The 17,134-nt window shown below is 47.1% G+C and carries 20 protein-coding genes; 18 read left to right on the top strand and 2 right to left on the bottom strand.

Features of this window, described 5'->3' with window-relative positions:
• Positions 1-34 precede the first annotated feature (34 nt).
• The 16 genes from fabF to K6G33_RS01815 all read left to right on the top strand — a co-directional run bounded on the left by fabF (position 35) and on the right by K6G33_RS01815 (position 12,175).
• Positions 35-1,294, top strand: a complete 1,260-nt coding sequence (fabF, locus tag K6G33_RS01890; protein WP_296775623.1) for a beta-ketoacyl-ACP synthase II — start codon at positions 35-37, stop codon at positions 1,292-1,294.
• A 12-nt stretch (positions 1,295-1,306) separates the two neighbouring features.
• Positions 1,307-1,789, top strand: coding sequence for an acetyl-CoA carboxylase biotin carboxyl carrier protein (gene accB / locus K6G33_RS01885; protein ID WP_296775620.1), 483 nt, complete (start codon positions 1,307-1,309; stop codon positions 1,787-1,789).
• Positions 1,789-2,364, top strand: a complete 576-nt coding sequence (locus tag K6G33_RS01880; RefSeq protein WP_296775618.1) for a hypothetical protein — start codon at positions 1,789-1,791, stop codon at positions 2,362-2,364. Before accB ends, K6G33_RS01880 begins: the two co-directional genes overlap by 1 nt.
• A gap of 2 nt (positions 2,365-2,366) precedes the next feature.
• Positions 2,367-3,020 carry a hypothetical protein gene (locus K6G33_RS01875; protein ID WP_296775615.1) on the top strand — a complete coding sequence of 218 codons (654 nt, stop codon included), beginning with the start codon at positions 2,367-2,369 and terminating at the stop codon, positions 3,018-3,020.
• Complete coding sequence (gene fabZ, locus K6G33_RS01870; protein WP_173449345.1) at positions 3,013-3,456, top strand: 3-hydroxyacyl-ACP dehydratase FabZ; 444 nt, start codon at positions 3,013-3,015, stop codon at positions 3,454-3,456. The genes K6G33_RS01875 and fabZ overlap by 8 nt, the downstream gene beginning before the upstream one ends.
• 21 nt (positions 3,457-3,477) lie before the next feature.
• Entirely contained in the window at positions 3,478-4,833 is a 1,356-nt protein-coding gene (accC, locus tag K6G33_RS01865) for an acetyl-CoA carboxylase biotin carboxylase subunit (protein ID WP_296775610.1), read from the top strand.
• A 21-nt stretch (positions 4,834-4,854) separates the two neighbouring features.
• Positions 4,855-5,700: an acetyl-CoA carboxylase, carboxyltransferase subunit beta gene (gene accD / locus K6G33_RS01860; RefSeq protein ID WP_296775608.1), complete on the top strand. Its 846-nt coding sequence runs from the start codon at positions 4,855-4,857 to the stop codon at positions 5,698-5,700.
• A gap of 2 nt (positions 5,701-5,702) precedes the next feature.
• Positions 5,703-6,509: an acetyl-CoA carboxylase carboxyltransferase subunit alpha gene (locus K6G33_RS01855; RefSeq protein ID WP_296775605.1), complete on the top strand. Its 807-nt coding sequence runs from the start codon at positions 5,703-5,705 to the stop codon at positions 6,507-6,509.
• Between the two features lie 47 nt (positions 6,510-6,556).
• On the top strand, positions 6,557-6,793 hold the full coding sequence (gene acpP / locus K6G33_RS01850) for an acyl carrier protein (protein ID WP_296775604.1): 237 nt from the start codon (positions 6,557-6,559) through the stop codon (positions 6,791-6,793).
• A 170-nt stretch (positions 6,794-6,963) separates the two neighbouring features.
• Entirely contained in the window at positions 6,964-7,530 is a 567-nt protein-coding gene (locus tag K6G33_RS01845) for an RNA polymerase sigma factor (protein WP_296775601.1), read from the top strand.
• A gap of 13 nt (positions 7,531-7,543) precedes the next feature.
• Complete coding sequence (locus K6G33_RS01840; RefSeq protein WP_296775599.1) at positions 7,544-8,620, top strand: hypothetical protein; 1,077 nt, start codon at positions 7,544-7,546, stop codon at positions 8,618-8,620.
• A 173-nt stretch (positions 8,621-8,793) separates the two neighbouring features.
• On the top strand, positions 8,794-9,450 hold the full coding sequence (locus K6G33_RS01835) for a cobalamin biosynthesis protein CobQ (protein ID WP_296775596.1): 657 nt from the start codon (positions 8,794-8,796) through the stop codon (positions 9,448-9,450).
• Between the two features lie 123 nt (positions 9,451-9,573).
• On the top strand, positions 9,574-9,780 hold the full coding sequence (locus K6G33_RS01830; protein ID WP_019680241.1) for a 4Fe-4S dicluster domain-containing protein: 207 nt from the start codon (positions 9,574-9,576) through the stop codon (positions 9,778-9,780).
• Positions 9,781-9,786: 6 nt separating this feature from the next.
• Entirely contained in the window at positions 9,787-10,869 is a 1,083-nt protein-coding gene (locus K6G33_RS01825; protein WP_173449338.1) for a 3-methyl-2-oxobutanoate dehydrogenase subunit VorB, read from the top strand.
• Positions 10,869-11,642 carry a thiamine pyrophosphate-dependent enzyme gene (locus tag K6G33_RS01820; protein WP_072950984.1) on the top strand — a complete coding sequence of 258 codons (774 nt, stop codon included), beginning with the start codon at positions 10,869-10,871 and terminating at the stop codon, positions 11,640-11,642. The genes K6G33_RS01825 and K6G33_RS01820 overlap by 1 nt, the downstream gene beginning before the upstream one ends.
• Positions 11,642-12,175, top strand: coding sequence for a 2-oxoacid:acceptor oxidoreductase family protein (locus K6G33_RS01815; RefSeq protein WP_173449337.1), 534 nt, complete (start codon positions 11,642-11,644; stop codon positions 12,173-12,175). The genes K6G33_RS01820 and K6G33_RS01815 overlap by 1 nt, the downstream gene beginning before the upstream one ends.
• A gap of 67 nt (positions 12,176-12,242) precedes the next feature.
• On the opposite strand, the gene K6G33_RS01810 is transcribed toward K6G33_RS01815, so the two are convergent.
• Both K6G33_RS01810 and K6G33_RS01805 read right to left on the bottom strand, forming a co-directional pair.
• Positions 12,243-13,256, bottom strand: a complete 1,014-nt coding sequence (locus tag K6G33_RS01810) for an aldose 1-epimerase (RefSeq protein WP_296775590.1) — start codon at positions 13,254-13,256, stop codon at positions 12,243-12,245.
• Positions 13,257-13,312: 56 nt separating this feature from the next.
• Entirely contained in the window at positions 13,313-14,680 is a 1,368-nt protein-coding gene (locus K6G33_RS01805) for a citrate/2-methylcitrate synthase (protein ID WP_296775587.1), read from the bottom strand.
• A gap of 274 nt (positions 14,681-14,954) precedes the next feature.
• Here K6G33_RS01805 and K6G33_RS01800 point away from each other — a divergent pair, with 274 nt between their 5' ends.
• Together K6G33_RS01800 and K6G33_RS01795 are read left to right on the top strand one after the other, a co-directional pair.
• Positions 14,955-16,010 carry a hypothetical protein gene (locus K6G33_RS01800; protein WP_296775586.1) on the top strand — a complete coding sequence of 352 codons (1,056 nt, stop codon included), beginning with the start codon at positions 14,955-14,957 and terminating at the stop codon, positions 16,008-16,010.
• Complete coding sequence (locus K6G33_RS01795; protein ID WP_296775584.1) at positions 16,010-16,957, top strand: hypothetical protein; 948 nt, start codon at positions 16,010-16,012, stop codon at positions 16,955-16,957. Before K6G33_RS01800 ends, K6G33_RS01795 begins: the two co-directional genes overlap by 1 nt.
• The last annotated feature ends 177 nt before the right edge of the window (positions 16,958-17,134 follow it).

The raw sequence follows: 17,134 nt of genomic DNA, 5'->3' as shown, positions 1-17,134 counted from the left end.
AAGTTTTGATAATTCAAAGAGGAAAGGGAATAATATGAGCAGAAGAGTTGTTATCACAGGAATCGGAGCTGTTACTCCTCTCGGAACAGGCGTAGAAAAGTTCTGGGAAGGCATAAAGGCAAATAAAGTGGGAATATCTTATATAGATATGTTCGATCCGTCCCGCATAGGTGTGAAGATCGCAGGTATAGTACGCGATTTCAATGAAGAGGACTATTTCGGCGTTGAGGGCTGCTTTGACAAGAAGGAAGCAAGAAGAATGGATACCTTCACAAAGTATGCAGTCGTTGCAGCACATGAAGCACTTACAGATTCAGGTACGAATTTCAAGGATATCGACCCTTATAAAGTAGGTGTTATCGTTGGTTCGGGAATCGGCGGCGTTGACCTTACGCTCTCAGAGTACAGCAAGTACCTCGAAAAAGGACCGAGCAGGATATCCGCTTTCTATATTCCGATGATGATAAGCAATATGGCTGCGGGAACTATCTCGATGAAAACAGGCTTCAGAGGGGCAAACTTCGATATCACAACAGCCTGTGCATCAGGTACACATTGTATCGGCGAAGCTTACCGTAAGATAAAGGACGGCTATCTTGACGCTTGTCTGGCAGGCGGTACAGAGTCCACAAGACAGGAATTCACATTCGGCGGCTTTGCAAATATGAAGGCTCTCACAAAGAGCGATGACCTCACAAGAGCTTCCATTCCTTTCGACAAGGAGCGCAGCGGCTTCGTTCTCGGCGAAGGCAGCGGCGTTATAGTTCTTGAGGAATACGAACACGCAAAGGCTCGCGGAGCTAAGATATACGCAGAGCTTGCAGGCTACGGCGAGACCTGCGACGGATATCATATGACTTCACCTATGCCTACAGGTGAGGCTGCTGCAAAGGGCATGATGCTCGCTATGGAGGAAGCAGGTCTGAAGCCTTCCGACATTGACTACATAAACGCACACGGCACATCAACAGGTCTTAACGATAAGTATGAAACAGCTGCTATCAAGCTCGCATTCGGCGAGGAAGAAGCACACCGCGTAAAGATAAGCTCAACAAAGTCCATGATAGGACACCTTCTCGGTGCTGCGGGAGCAGTTGAAGCTGTTGTTTGTGCAAAGACCATACAGGAGGGACTTATCCACGCTACAGTCGGATATAAGGTCCCTGATGAGGCTTGCGACCTCGACTACTGCGGAAACGGAAATATCGAACAGGAAGTTAATGCTGTCCTTTCAAATTCTCTTGGTTTCGGCGGACATAACGCAACACTCTGCTTCAAGAGAGTAGTTGACTGAGGAGGATAATAAATGGAGAAGATCTACGGTCAGATCGACCTTGACACTATTGAGAAGCTGGCTGATATCATAAATAAAAAGGAGCTCTCGGAGCTTACTATATCAGACGGAGACAAGACAATCACTCTGAAGGGCAAGAAGTGCCCGCCGCCAATGCCTGTGCCAATGCCTGTTATCGCAGGCGGAGCACCTGTTCAGGCTGCTGCTCCCGTTGAGAACACACTTGCTGCAAGTGAAGCGTCAATGGCTGAGGAAGTAAGCGGCAAGATCGTGAAATCGCCTATCGTTGGTACATTCTATTCCGCTCCGTCACCTGACAAGCCGCCTTTCGTCAAGACAGGCGACGAGGTCAAGAAGGGCGATGTCATCATGATAATCGAGTCGATGAAGCTCATGAACGAGATACAGTCCGACTTTGACGGCGTTGTTGAGCAGATACTCGTATCCGACGGACAGGCAGTAGAATTTGACCAGCCTATAATGGTCATAAAGTAATGACTTATAAGTACATAGATCAGGAAACGATAGATTCGGGCGGAAAGAATATAACTACTCCCGAAATGTTCGCGGAAGCCCGTGTCTACAACATCGAGGCTATGAAGAACGGCGTAAAACGCCGCCGCGTACACGCTTTGTTCAATATATGGATAATAGTCCAGTATGTACTGCTTATCCATTTGTTTTTAGGTCTTATCATGACAAAAAGCAATGACATTGTACCGGGCTGGCGCATAGCTCTGGCGGCAGTCGGCTTTGTCGGCTATACGCTGCTGGTTACATATTTTGTATATTTAAAGGACTGCCGCGAAAGATATGTCCTGTGTCTTGTGTCACTTCCTGCATTTCTGGTATCTTTTGTGTTTCTGATATTCCCTGTGGCGAATTTCGGAATGGCATGGTACTACAGCAACGAGGAAAACAAGCTCTCTAAAGAGCTTGGCTACCCTTCATTCCCGAGACTTAACATCACTACCGTAAACAGCAGCGCAGGGGATCTTTCAAAGCTTACCTACGACAGCATACGCGAAAAAATAAATCAGGATCACCCACACGACGGAACATTTCTTTAATCATGGAACTTAAATACATTACACGGGAAAATATAGACGAAGCGCACGTAAATATCACCTCTGCGGAGATATATACAGAGTTCAAGGAATACAACCAGCTGATGCTGGATATGCAGAAGAAGCGCAGGAGATTCCTGCGTGATTTCTGGTTAATGATCGCAGCGAACATCGTCCTGATACCAATAGGAATGGTGTTCGTGAATCTCTCGCCGCTTTATAAGGTCAGCGGAACGATAATACCGAATATAATACTGATGCTTATAAGCCTGCTGCTTCTGGTGTATTTCGTAATTATACGCAAGGTCTACAACTGGAAGATAGTGCTTGCGGTGTCGCTTATACTCGTGCCGGTCTGTGTCGGATTGATACCGCTGGCAGTTGCGAATCCGATACTGATAAACCTGATGGAAAAAACAGACAGCAGTATCAGGGACGAAACAGGCTATCCCCATTTCGTGCAGCTCAGCGGTTCGTACAAGAGCTTTGTCAAGGACGGCGAGGTGTACGGCATAGATAAGGGAGCTGTTTACGGAGCAGGTCTGAAAAATGAGAGCGACGAGCCTGAAGACCCCTTTGCAAAATACAGGATAAAACCCGAAGATGATATGGGTATGCTTGCTGACAATGATATAACAAGGAGTAATGAAAATGGCTGATATACTTATGAATAAAGAACAGATCATGGAGATAATCCCACACCGCGATCCATTCCTTCTTATCGACGAGATAGTTGATATGGAGGTAGGTGTGAAGGTACACGCAAGAAAGTACATAAAGGAAGATGATTTCTGGTTCAAGGGACATTTCCCCGGATATCCTGTAACACCGGGCGTTCTCATGGTAGAGATGCTGGCACAGGCAGGAGCTGTTTGTATGCTTTCAAAGCCTGAGTTCAAGGGCAAGTTAGGTCTTTTCGGCGGCATCGACAAGGCTAAGTTCCGCAGACAGGTAGTACCGGGCGACGTTCTCGACCTTGAGGTGGAGATGATACGTCAGCGCGGACCTGTGGGTACAGGCAAGGCAACTGCCTCTGTAGGCGGTGAAAAGGCTGTATCATGCGAGATAACCTTTGTTATTACAGACAATAAATAACTCATACAGGAGAAAAGATAAATGTTCAGGAAAGTACTTATCGCCAACAGAGGCGAGATAGCTGTACGAATAATCAGAGCTTGCAGAGAACTGAATATACGCTGTGTAGCGGTATATTCAACAGCTGACAGAAAATCTCTCCATGCTCAGATAGCTGACGAGGCAGTATGCATAGGCCCTGCTGCAACAAAGGACAGCTATCTCAATATGAACGCAATAATACAGGCTGCTCTCAATACGGGAGCAGACGCTATACACCCGGGATTCGGATTTCTTTCGGAGAATGCCGAATTCGCAAAGCTCTGCGAGGCAAGCGGCATAGTTTTCATCGGACCTTCATATAAGTCTATAGAGATGCTCGGCGACAAGGCTGCTGCAAAGGAGACTATGGCTGCTGCGGGAGTACCTGTTATCCCAGGTTCCAAGGGCGCTGTAAAGTCCCTCGAAGAAGCCCGTGAGATAGCTGACAAGGCAGGCTATCCCGTGCTGGTAAAGGCTTCGGCAGGCGGCGGCGGACGCGGTATACGCCGTGTTGACAGTCCCGACGAGCTTGAAGCTCAGATGACGGCTGCTCAGCAGGAGGCTAAGAACTTCTTTGGCGACGATGCGGTATATATCGAGAAATTCCTCATAAATCCGCACCATGTGGAGATACAGATAATCGCCGACAAGCACGGCAACTACCTCCACCTCTGCGAGCGTGACTGCTCTATGCAGCGCCGCAACCAGAAGATGCTGGAGGAGTGTCCCAGCCCTATCGTAAGCCCCGAGCTTCGTGCAAAAATGGGAGCTGCGGCAGTTACCGCTGCAAAGCAGTGCGGCTACTACAACGCAGGTACTATCGAGTTCCTCGTTGACGAGAACCGCGATTTCTACTTCATGGAAATGAATACAAGAATACAGGTCGAGCACCCTATTACCGAGGAGGTAACAGGCTTTGACCTCGTAAAGGCACAGATAGAGATAGCTGACGGAAAGGCTCTTGAACTCAGGCAGGAGGATATCAAGATGCGCGGTCATGCTATCGAGTGCAGAATAAATGCCGAGAACCCTGAACTGGGCTTCCGTCCGTCCCCTGGAACTATCACGGCACTCTATATGCCGGGCGGTCCGGGAATAAGAATAGACGGCGCAGTATATCAGGGCTATACCATAACACCTTTCTACGATTCCATGATAAGCAAGCTCATCGCTCACGGCTCCGACCGCGAGGACGCTATCAACAAGATGAGATGGGCTCTTTCGGAGTTTATCGTTGACGGTGTCGATACAAATATAGACTTCCAGCTTGAGATAATCAAGAATGCAGATTTCAAGGCAGGAAAGTATGATATAGGCTTCCTTGGAAGATTCATGGAAGAAAAGAAGAAAAAATAAGAGGGAATGGGGAGAAAAGATTTGTTTGAAGATTTTTTTAACGTTGTAAAGAAACGCTTCAACGACGGTGAAGAGGAATACAAGCCCCCGATGTTCAAGTGTCCGCGCTGTCAGGGAACAAGTCCGCTTTCAAAGTATGAGGAGCTTCACAGAGTATGCCCCAAGTGCAATTATCACGGCAGACTTTCATCGACAGAGCGCCTTGCCATAACTGTTGACAAGGGCAGCTTCAAGGAACTCAACGGCAGCATGAGAAGCGCAAATCCGCTTGATTTTCCTGATTATACGGAGAAGCAGGCTGAGCTTCGCGCAAGCACGGGCATCAACGAAGCAGTTATCACAGGTACAGCTACTATAAAGGGCTCGCCTGTAGTCATAGGAATAATGGATTCACGCTTCATGATGGGCTCAATGGGCAGCGTTGTCGGCGAAAAGATAACACGCGCATTCGAGTACGCCACAGAGAAAAAGCTTCCTGTAGTAATGTTTACTGCATCAGGCGGAGCACGTATGCAGGAGGGTATCGTTTCTCTCATGCAGATGGCTAAGACTTCGGGCGCTGCAAAGCTCCACAGCGAAGCGGGCGGACTGTATATATCGGTAATGACAGACCCTACAACAGGCGGTGTAACAGCCAGCTTTGCGTCTATTGGAGATATCATCATCGCCGAGCCGAAGGTGCTTATAGGCTTTGCAGGCAGACGAGTTATCGAGGGCACTATCAAGCAGAAGCTGCCCGATGACTTCCAGCTTGCGGAATTCATGTACAACAAGGGCTTTGTGGACATGATCGTCGAGCGCAGAAAGATGAGAAGCGTTCTGTCGCATCTCCTGAAGCTCCACGGCTATAATGCAAAGGAGGCGTGACCATGGAGGAGAAAAGAACAGCGTGGGAGCGCTTGCAGCTTATCCACACAAAGGGCAGACCTACTATAAAGGACTATATCCCACAGATATTCACAGACTGGTACGAGATGCACGGTGACAGACTTTTCGGCGACGACAGAGCTATCATCGGCGGTCTTGCGAGACTTGACGGTGATCCCGTGACCATTATCGCAGAGGTAAAGGGCAGGGACATAAATGAGAACAAGAACTGCAATTTTGCTATGCCTCACCCCGAGGGCTACAGAAAGGCTCTCAGACTTGCGCGTCAGGCTGAGAAATTCCACCGTCCCATAATATGCTTCATAGACACCCCCGGTGCTTTCTGCGGCGTTGCAGCCGAGGAGCGCGGACAGGGCGAAGCTATCGCTAAGAATATCGCAGAGTTCATGACGCTGCGCACACCTATTATATCCATCGTTCTCGGCGAAGGCGGAAGCGGCGGAGCACTTGCTCTCGGCGTGTGTGACGAGCTTGCCATGCTTGAGAATGCGGAATATTCAGTATTGTCGCCCCGAGGCTTCGCAAGTATCCTATGGAAGGACGCTTCACGCGAGCAGGAAGCAAGCGAGATAATGAAGATAACTGCCGAAGATATGGTGCGTCTGGGAGTTGCAGAGGCTATCATCGAAGAACCTCTCGGAGGCGCACATAACGATTTAGACAAAATTTCGGAAAATATAAAAGAATATTTGTCACAAAAAATTCCGGAAAAATGTAAAAAAGATATTGACGTTTTGCTTAAAGAACGCTATACTAAATTTAGAAAAATCGGAGCATTCACAGAATGAGACGTTTTTCAGGATAAATAATAAAAAAGAAAACGGAGGACCTGGTAATGATTTTTGAAAAACTCAAAGATATTATTGCAGAGCAGCTTAGCGTAGAGGCAGATGAGGTTAACCTCGACGCAAATATTCAGGACGATCTCGGTGCTGATTCACTTGACGTAGTAGACCTTATCACAACTATCGAGGATGAGTTTGACATCTCTATTCCTGACGAGGCTGTTGAAGAGATCAAGACTGTAGGCGACATCGTTAACTACATCGAAAAGAATACAGACGCTGAATAATTCAGTGTATAAATTCCCCTGACAGAGGTCGGGGGTTTTTTTCTTTTCTGCTGAAATTTTTTTTAGTTTTTTGCAGCACTTTTATTTTTTTGCCGAATGTTATTTATGAAAGGTCGATCTTGAACATAAAGCATTTCGTCGTTGACGAAAAAACAGAAGGAGGGAAGAACATGACAGGAAACGAGTTGAATGAGCTCCTCAGAATATCTCCAGAGCAGTGCCACAGGAGACTGATGAAGGAGTACGGCAGGTATGTCTATGCAATAGTATTCAATAAGCTGAGAAGCTGCGCTGCACGGGAGGACATAGAGGAGTGCTTCTGTGACGTATTCACGGATATATTTATAAAGTTTGAGTACGATGAGAAATACGTAAATGATATCAAGGGCTATATCGGAACGATAGCCAAGCGCAAGTCTATAGACCGCTTCAGAGTCCTGTCAGCCGAAAACAGCTATAACGCATATGCAGACGAAGATGATATGGCTGAGCTTGTTTCTGATTTCAGCGTTGATGAGCGCGTTGAAAGCTCGGAACTCCGAAGTATCCTTCTACAGAAGATAAAAGAGCTCGGCGAACCTGATTCCGTGATACTTATACAGAAATTCTACTATAACCGCAAATCATCGGAGATAGCGAAAACAGTTTCGATGACAGCTTCGTCAGTGCGTTCGCGGTGTACAAGGGCTATGGAAAAGCTTCGCAGAAAGCTTTCCGAAGCAGGTATAACAGGCTAAAGGAGGAATTACTGTGAATAAGAAGAATGTATTTGATATACTTGAGAATGCAGAGGACGAGATTATGAAGGATCTTACTGATATGGGACCTGATATCGACGACGAGAAGCTTGAAAAGCTGCTTGGAAAGTGCGAAAGAGACTATAAAATAAAAAAGAAAGAGAAGGAAAGAACAATGAGAGAGAATAATATTATAGAAGAAACCGTTGTAAGCGGAGTTGATCGCGTAAAAAGACCAATATGGGTAAAATCAATGGTCACAGCAGCATCTATGATGCTTATTGCAGGAGTTGTTATCGGAAGTGTAGCATTTATGCACGGTGGCAGCAAAATTTCCAAAGGCGGCGGCGGTACTCCAACAGTAACAGCTGTCACAACGGATAAGAAGAGCACAGAAACAACGGTAAATGCATCATCTGCCGTTACGACAACATCAACACAGGCGACTACGACTGTTTCCACATCAGCACAGGAAGCAGCTGCGGAGACAAATGTTCAAGTCGTAGGTGTTCCGAATTCAAATGTTACAACTGCTGTTGAAACACCTTCTCAGGTTGATACTTTTGTGGGAAGACTCAATCAGAGCTATCAGGAAAACTACCGTAATTTGATAACAAATATGGTAGACGAAGCAGTTTCGAGCGGCGAAAGCCTTCAGCTCAATTATGCTTTAAAAGACCTGACAGGTGACGGTACTCCCGAACTTATCATCAAGCACGGACGTTATGATGTAGAATCTTCGATAACGGTATATAACCCTGACCTGAAGGTTATCGGAGATATGTTCCGTGGTTCGTACACAGGTTTCTACGAGAGCAGCAGCGGAGCTTTGACATTTGTAACAGCTCATATGGGATATTTCTGTGCATCATATCCTGTATACGATGCAGCAAGCGATAATCTCTCGATCGGAACTCAGAATGAAAGGGAATACGGAGCATATGGATCATATGAAGATGTAGAGTTACTGATAAAGGAAGAGGGACTGACAGCAATGAACGATGTAGGCATTTGGGTAGACCGTGGTTCAGTATCGAGCTATTACGGCGGTCAGACATTTGATTATCCATATTTCGGCATTATTGTTTGATAACTCATTATGATAAATTAAGTGACATCAAGCCCCGACGCATTGTCGGGGCTTTTGCCTGCTTTCACAAAAAATAAAAAGACGGATACAAAAAATTCCACTTGCAATTAGTGCTTTAACGTGGTATAATATAGTTTGTAGGATTTTTTATAAACTTATTCAAGAGGATAACTATGAAAAATATTAAGATAATTACAGGTCACTATGGCAGCGGAAAGACGAATTTCTCCGTAAACCTTGCGGTAAAAGCCGCAGCAGAGGGCAAGTCGGCAGCTATAGTCGATCTTGATATAGTCAATCCCTATTTCCGAACAGCCGATTTCCGCGATCTGTTCGAGGAAAAAGGCATAAGGCTCATTGCTCCCGATTTCGCAAGGAGCAACCTCGATATCCCGTCGATACAGTTCGACGTTGTGGAACTGGCTATGGATGAGGACTGCCTTATCATCGACGTTGGCGGCGACGACGCAGGAGCTGTCGCTCTCGGACGCTATGCCGACGAACTGGAGCAGTTCAAGGACAATATCGAGATGTATTATGTCATAAATCAGCGCCGTTACCTCACGAATACCGCTGAGGAAGTAACAAAGCTGATGTATGAGATCGAGGCGGCTGCACGTATGAAGCACACCGCTATCATAAATAATACGAACCTCGGCTGCGAGACTACATTGGATATCATCGAGCAGTCACGCAGTTTCGCAGAGGAGACCTCAAAGCTCACAGGGCTACCTGTAAAATATACCGTATATCCCGAGGATATCGCAGAGCTTTCGGATAAGCCCGACGTATTCCCCGCAAAGATATATGTAAAGCCCGTCTGGGGATAAGATAATTCGGAATGCGGAATTCGGAATGCGGAATCAAGTCTGTAATGGCGTGATCTCGGATTCCGAACCCCGAATTCCTGATTAGACCATAGAATTAATCAATCTGAAAGGAGCGAATGGTGTATGGAAAAGATGACAGTTATTACAGAGCGCTGCAAGGGCTGCGGACTTTGTACAGCTGCCTGTCCTAAGAAGATCGTTGTTCTTCAGAAAGAACATCGTAACAAAAAGGGATATTTCTACGCAGAGTGTACTGACCAGTCAGCTTGCATAAGCTGTGCAATGTGTGCAACTATGTGCCCTGACTGCGCTATCGTTATTCAAAAATAATTATTTATGATCGAAAGGAGCTGTTTAGCTTTGGAAAGAAATCTTATGAAGGGTAACGAAGCGCTGGCAGAAGCTGCTATAAGAGCAGGCTGTAAATGCTTCTTCGGCTATCCGATCACTCCTCAGACAGAGCTTGCCGCTTATATGGCAAAGCGTATGCATAAGGCAGGCGGCGTATTCTTACAGGCAGAGTCCGAGATCGCTGCAATCAATATGGTACTCGGCGCAGCATCAACAGGTGTTCGTGCAATGACATCATCATCATCACCCGGAATCTCACTCAAGAGCGAAGGCGTTTCATACATAGCAGGTTCAGACCTTCCTGCTGTTATCATCAACGTAGAAAGAGGCGGCCCAGGTCTGGGCGGTATCCAGCCATCACAGGCTGACTACTGGCAGGCTACAAAGGCTCTCGGCCACGGCGACTTCCAGCTTCTCGTATATGCTCCTGCATCAGTACAGGAAATGGTAGACTACGTTGTAAAGGCTTTCGACCGCGCTGATAAGTACCGTATGCCTGCAATGATCCTCGCAGACGGACTTCTCGGACAGATGATGGAGCCTGTTACATTCCCTGAGATCAACCCTGACGCTTACGATAAGAGCAGCTGGGCTGCTAACGGTCACAAGATGAAGAGAGAGCACCATATCATCAACTCCCTCTACCTCAAGCCTGATGAGCTTGAGAACTCGATCCTCGACCGCTACAAGAGATACGAGATCATCAAGGAGACAGAGACAGAAGCTGAGCTTTACCTCACAGAGGACTGCGACGTGCTCGTATGTGCATTCGGTGCAACAGCAAGAGTTGCAAAGTCTGCTGTAAACGACGCAAGAGCACAGGGCATCAAGGCAGGTCTCTTCCGTCCTAAGACACTGTGGCCATTCCCTGTAAAGGAGATCAATGAGGCTGCTAAGAACGCTAAGAAGCTTCTCAGCGTAGAGATGTCAATGGGACAGATGATCGAGGATATCAAGCTTGCTATCAACTGCTCAAAGCCTGTAGAGTTCTTCGGAAGAACAGGCGGCGTTATCCCGACACCTGCTGAGGTATTGGGCGAGATCAAGAGAATGGGAGGTGCTCTCTGATGGCTGTAGTATTTGAAAGACCAAAGTCGCTCATCGACGTTCCTACACATTACTGCCCTGGCTGTACACACGGTATAGTACACAGAATACTCTGTGAAGTCATCGACGAAATGGGCATCGAGGGCGATACAATAGGCGTATGTCCTGTTGGCTGCTCAGTAATGGCATATGATTATTTTAACTGTGATATGATCGAGGCTGCACACGGACGTGCTCCGGCTGTAGCAACAGGCGTAAAGCGTACAAACCCTGACAAGTTCGTATTTACATATCAGGGCGACGGCGACCTCGCTGCTATCGGTACAGCTGAAACAGTACACGTTGCAACAAGAGGCGAGAATATCGTTGTTATCTTCATAAACAACACTATCTACGGAATGACAGGCGGTCAGATGGCTCCTACAACACTTCCTGGACAGGTAACACAGACAACACCTTTCGGAAGAAGCCCTGAGCTCGCAGGTTATCCTGTAAAGGTGTGCGAGATGCTCTCACAGCTCACAGGTACAGCTTACGCTGAGCGTGTAGCAGTAGACAGCGTTCCTCACATCAAGGCTGCTAAGAAGGCTATCCGCAAGGCATTCGAGAACCAGAAGGCAGGAAAGGGTTTCTCTATCGTAGAGGTACTTTCAACTTGTCCTACAAACTGGGGACTTGCTCCTCTTGACGCTATCAAGAGACTTCAGGACGAAATGATCCCGTACTATCCTCTCGGCGTATACAAGGACGTTGAAGAGGGAGTATTCCCAAAGACAGAAGGAGGTAACGAGTAATGGCTACTACTGAGATCCTTCTCGCAGGCTTCGGCGGACAGGGTATACTCTTCGCAGGAAAGATCCTTGCATACTGCGGACTTATGGACAATAAGGAGCTTTCATGGCTCCCTTCATACGGTCCTGAGATGAGAGGCGGTACTTGTAACTGTTCAGTTACTATCTCTGATGATCCGATCGGTTCACCTCTCGTACTCACACCACATCTCCTCATCGCTATGAACCAGCCTTCATTCGACAAGTTTGTAAGCTGTGTACGTCCTGGCGGTAAGGTATTCTTCGACAGCACAATGATCGAGCCTGAGACAGACAGAACAGACATCGAGCTGTATGGTATCCCATCACAGCAGATGGCTGACGATAATGCTCTCAAGGGCGGATCAAATATCATTCTTCTCGGTAAGCTCCTCAAGGAGACAAATATCTGCTCACTTGAGACAATGCAGAAGGCAATTGAAAAGGTAGTACCGCCTAAGAAGGCAGCACTTATCCCTAACAACTTCAAGGCTATCGAGCTTGGAATGAACGCATAAGATAAAAAAGCTCCCGATATTCGGGAGCTTTTTTAATTCGCAAGGCGGATAATATCCGCCCATTTTATCAAAGCTTTGTGAAAAATCTCTGGTGGGTCTCGAAAGTATCGCCCGGCTTTATCTCGCGGTAGCCTGTAACATCAGCAGGCAGGCTCAGGTTCGGAGCATCTATCATAGCTGTCATCGGCTCAGGACAGAAGTAATGATTGAAGCCGCGGTCGTTCCAGATTATCCAGAAGCCGTACTCCTCGGATACCTCATAGCAGAGCTTCTTGCCGCTTGCGATATCCACTGCGATAACGCCGTGGAACTTCTCGCCGTCAAGGTCAGTACACTCGCCGAAATACATCTCGTTGTCGACAACCTGCAATACAGGCTTCTTTGCGCCGTTCTTGTATTCAAGGTCGTGCATTGTGGGAGCTTTCAGCTGTTCTGTGGGCAGACAGCGCTCATTGAGTTCACAGCGCTTTCCTATCGGTACTGTCAGACGGATATCTTCTTCCTTTGCCCCGTCCACGAAAGGCGAATTGATAGTTGTATGCGAAGCCAGCGACATAGGGAGCACCTTTACGCCGTCAGTATTAATAAAGCGTATATTCTGTTCAAGTCCCTGCTCGGAGAGGGTGAAAGTATATTCTGCTGTGAATCTTACGGGAAGATACTTAAAGAACTCGTCCTTCTCGTCGTACACGTATCTTGTCTTTACCCATGCGCAGTTGTCATCAGCCTTGTATTCAACGACTTCGTGCGCTCTCTTGTGGAGGAAGCCGTGGATATGGTTGTTGTAGGGAGCTTTTTCGTTCACAGGGAGCTGATATACAGCGTCCGAAGTTTTGAGCACACCGTCTGCAAAGCGGTTAGGCAGGTACAGTGTGGGAAGTCCCCATACCTCTGCGGACTGCTTTATGGTATCGGCAGTATTGTCAGCGTTAAAGCGGAAGAACTCAAGTCCGTTCACGTTGTCGCGTAGGCGGATAACGTTAGAGCCTATCTCATTGGCTACCCATGCTTCATAGCCGCCTGCGCACAGTTTCACGCAGGTAGTTCCTTTCCATTCAAATAATTCTGCTGTGTTCTTCATTTATATCACATTCCTTTTTAAATGTTTTTTAGCTTGTTTATCTCTTGCACCCATGCTCAGTCTATTCTGTTTTCCATGTCGGTATACTCGCGCATGGGCGATATAGCTTTATATGCAGGGCGGATTATCTTGTTGGAATTGATGAGCTCCTCTATCCTGTGCGCCGACCAACCTGCGATCCTCGATGTTGCGAACAGCGGTGTGAAGAGTTCGTCGGGTATGCCGAGCATACGATATACGAAACCGCTGTAAAAGTCCACATTAGCACATACACCCTTGTATATGCGGCGCTCCTCGGCGATGACTTCGGGCGCAAGACGCTCTACCAGCGAATACAGTGCGAATTCCTCGTGTCTGCCTTTTTCGGAGCTGAGCTTCTCGACGAATCCCTTGAACACCTTTGCTCTCGGGTCTGACTGAGAGTAAACCGCGTGACCCATACCATAGATAAGTCCTGTGCGGTCGAACGCCTCCTTATGGAGCAGTTTGCGCAGATAGGCTTTTACTTCCTCCTCGTCAGTCCAGTCCTTAACGTTCTGCTTCATATCATCGACCATCATTGCCACCTTGATATTTGCACCGCCGTGCTTCGGGCCTTTCAGTGAGCCAAGTGCGGCAGCTATCGCCGAATAGGTATCAGTGCCTGACGATGAAACAACGTGTACCGTGAATGTAGAGTTGTTTCCGCCGCCGTGCTCTGCATGGAGAACCAGTGCGAGGTCGAGTATCCGCGCTTCAAGCTCGGTGTACTTTCTGTCCTCACGTAGCATATAGAGTATATTCTCGGCTATGGAGAGCTCGGGACGGGGACTGTGTATGAAAAGGCTTCCGCCAAGTCTTGCGTATTTATATGCATGATAAGCGTATACCGATATCACAGGGAAAAGGGTGATAAGCTCAACGCTCTGGCGGAGCACATTGGGTATAGATATATCATTTGCCCTGTCGTCGTATGAATACAGTGAAAGTACGCTCTTTGCGAGGGTATTCATCATATTATCGGTAGGAGCTTTCATTATTACGTCCCTCATGAAATTTGAAGGAAGCTCTCTGAAATCCGCAAGTATCGTTCTGAACTGTGCCAGTTCGTTCTCCGTCGGCATCTTGCCGAACAGGAGCAGGTACACTGTTTCTTCGTAACCGAAGCGCTTTTCCTTTATGAATCCGGCGACGATATCTTCGACATCAATTCCTCTGTAATATAACTTTCCGTCGCCGTGATTTGGCATACCGTCGCCAAGATCCAGTACCTTTATGGTACTTATATTTGTAAGACCTGCAACAACGCCGCTGCCGTTTATATCACGAAGCCCCCTTTTTACATCATACTGAGTGTAAAGCTCGGGATCAATTCTGTATCCTTCAAGTGACATTTCTGCAAGATGAACTATCTCGGGTGTAAGTTCTGAAAATTTGTATCTCATATCGTCATCCCTTTCTTTTACAGGTTGTAGTAATAATTGTGCATATTACAATTATATGGTATTTCAATTATTTTGTCAAGGGTAAACAAATTGTTATTCTTTTTTATTTTACCTCAACCCCGTAAATATTATAATTTTTCACTTTTTTCTATTGAAAAATTCCCACAGATATGGTAATATATATCTATCGGTCTATGCCGTACATGATATAGAATCATACGCTGCGCCTTTTTCCACGGAAAGCTTCTGCGCCGCGTAAAGGAGTTGGTAATTTTTGGAATCAGTTGAATACAAATGTCCCAATTGCAGTGCGGATCTGAAATTCAATCCTGCCACGCAAAAGCTCGACTGTGAGTACTGTCTCAGCTCTTTCACTGTCGATGAGATAAAGAATATCTGCGCTAATACTGAAAACAGCATTCCGGAAGAAGCTGTCCAGATGAAAGAGGAATTCGAGAACCACACTCAGCTCTACCGCTGCAAGAGCTGCGGTGCCGAGATAATGGCTGACGATCAGCAGACGGCAACATTCTGCTATTATTGCCATAACCCCGTCATCTTGGCAGGCAAAATGGGCGGCGAGTTCAAGCCCGACAAGATCATAGGCTTCAAGCTCACAAAGGAAAATGCTATCAGCAGCTTCCAGAAATGGATAGGCAAGCGCTGGTTCGTTCCCAAGGACTTCAAGTCCCAGCAGCAGCTGGAAAAACTCACGGGACTTTACGTGCCGTTCTGGGTAGCAGACTGTAACGTCAACGTCGATTACCGCGCTGTCGGCAAACAGCTCCGCAGCTGGACATCGGGCAACTACCGCTATGTGGAAACAAAGGAATACCGCATTATCCGTAATTGCAGCCTCCTTACAAAGGGTATCCCTGCCGACGGCGAGACCAAGATCGACGACCTCCTTATGGAAGCTATCGAGCCGTATGACTACAAGGAGCTTAAAGATTTCTCCATGTCATACCTCAGTGGTTTCTATGCCGATAAGTACGACGTGGATAAGGCTCAGGTGTTCCCGCGTATACGTGTGCGCTCCGATCAGGCTTGCAAAAATTTCGTAAAGAGCACTATCACGGGATATTCTTCGGTTTCCCCGTCAGTTGAGCAGTACAATATCATGAACACAAACTGGAGCTACATGATGCTGCCTGTATGGTTCATGACTTACAAGTATAATGATAAGATGTACGAATTCGCTATAAACGGTCAGACGGGCAAGCTGGCAGGTACACCGCCGCTCTCTAAGGGCAGGCTCGCAGCTGTATGCGGCGCAGTCGGCGCAGCTGTGGCAGCTGCAATAATACTTTTCGGAGGTGCTCTGTTCTGATGAAAAAAACAAGTAACGGCCTCAAAGTTTTTCTCTGCATTATCGCAATTATTGCAGGCATATGCCTGACAGACTATCTCATAGCTTTCCGCACAGGCACGGAAAACCGCTATGTCGGCTTCGACGGAGACTACGGCAAATCAGGCATCATTGATGAGAACGGCATCTTCGACGACGATCCGCAGACGCTCTCGGAGCTTAAAGAGATCGTCCGCGACTGTTCAAAGAAGCTGAATATGAATATCCTCATATTCCTCCCTGATTCGTCAAGAAGCGGCTACTCAGATGACGACGTAAGGGACTTTACTGCAAATAAGTACAACTCGGTTTTTGGCGAGAATACCGACGGTCTGCTGTACTATATCGACATATCAGGCAAGTCTCCTGCCTGCGATGACATCGCAAAAAGTGCAAGAACGAGCCTTATATTCCCCGATTCGACCTGTCAGTCAATGTTTTCCATACTCGATGAATACCTGCCGCCTTCATACGGCCCTGTGTATCCCGAGCATATCACGAACACAGTGACCAATTTCTGTTCGCTTCTTGAATCGTATTACAACTCTAATGACATTTCAGGCTACTACCACGACAGCACAGCAACTCCGCCCGTGTATGTATACGATAAAGGCGGAAAGACCTATGTCACCACAAGCAAGCCGCCTGTACTGAAGCTCATCATATGCGTTGTGGCTGAGCTCATAGGCGCTCTCACAGCACTTATCTCCTACTTTGTGGCAAAGAGCAGGTATAAGTTCAAGTCCAAAACAAGTCCGAGCATCTACCTTTCAAATGAAAATGCAAAATTCATCGAGAGGTCGGATACTCTCATGCGTACCTATGTTACAAAACACAGGATACAGTCAAGCAGCAGCGGTGGAAGCCGAGGCGGCGGCGGTGGTCACTCCCACGGCGGAAGTATCAGCCACAGCAGCCATCACCGTTAAATATGCATTCAAAGAGCAGCTATACGCTGCTCTTTCCAGCTCGTCAAAAAACCCCGCATTAAACCTCAAATAACAACAAAAAAGCTCTTCATGAAGCCACATGGAGAGCATATTTTTTGATATTCATTGCAGCAAACTTAAGCCTGACCCATTTTGAAACTTGGGAGAGGCCTCTGA

The organism is Ruminococcus sp., from assembly GCF_024691275.1.
In the GTDB taxonomy this organism is placed as follows: Bacteria; Bacillota; Clostridia; order Oscillospirales; family Ruminococcaceae; genus Ruminococcus.
This window is presented reverse-complemented; position numbering and strand designations above follow the sequence as displayed.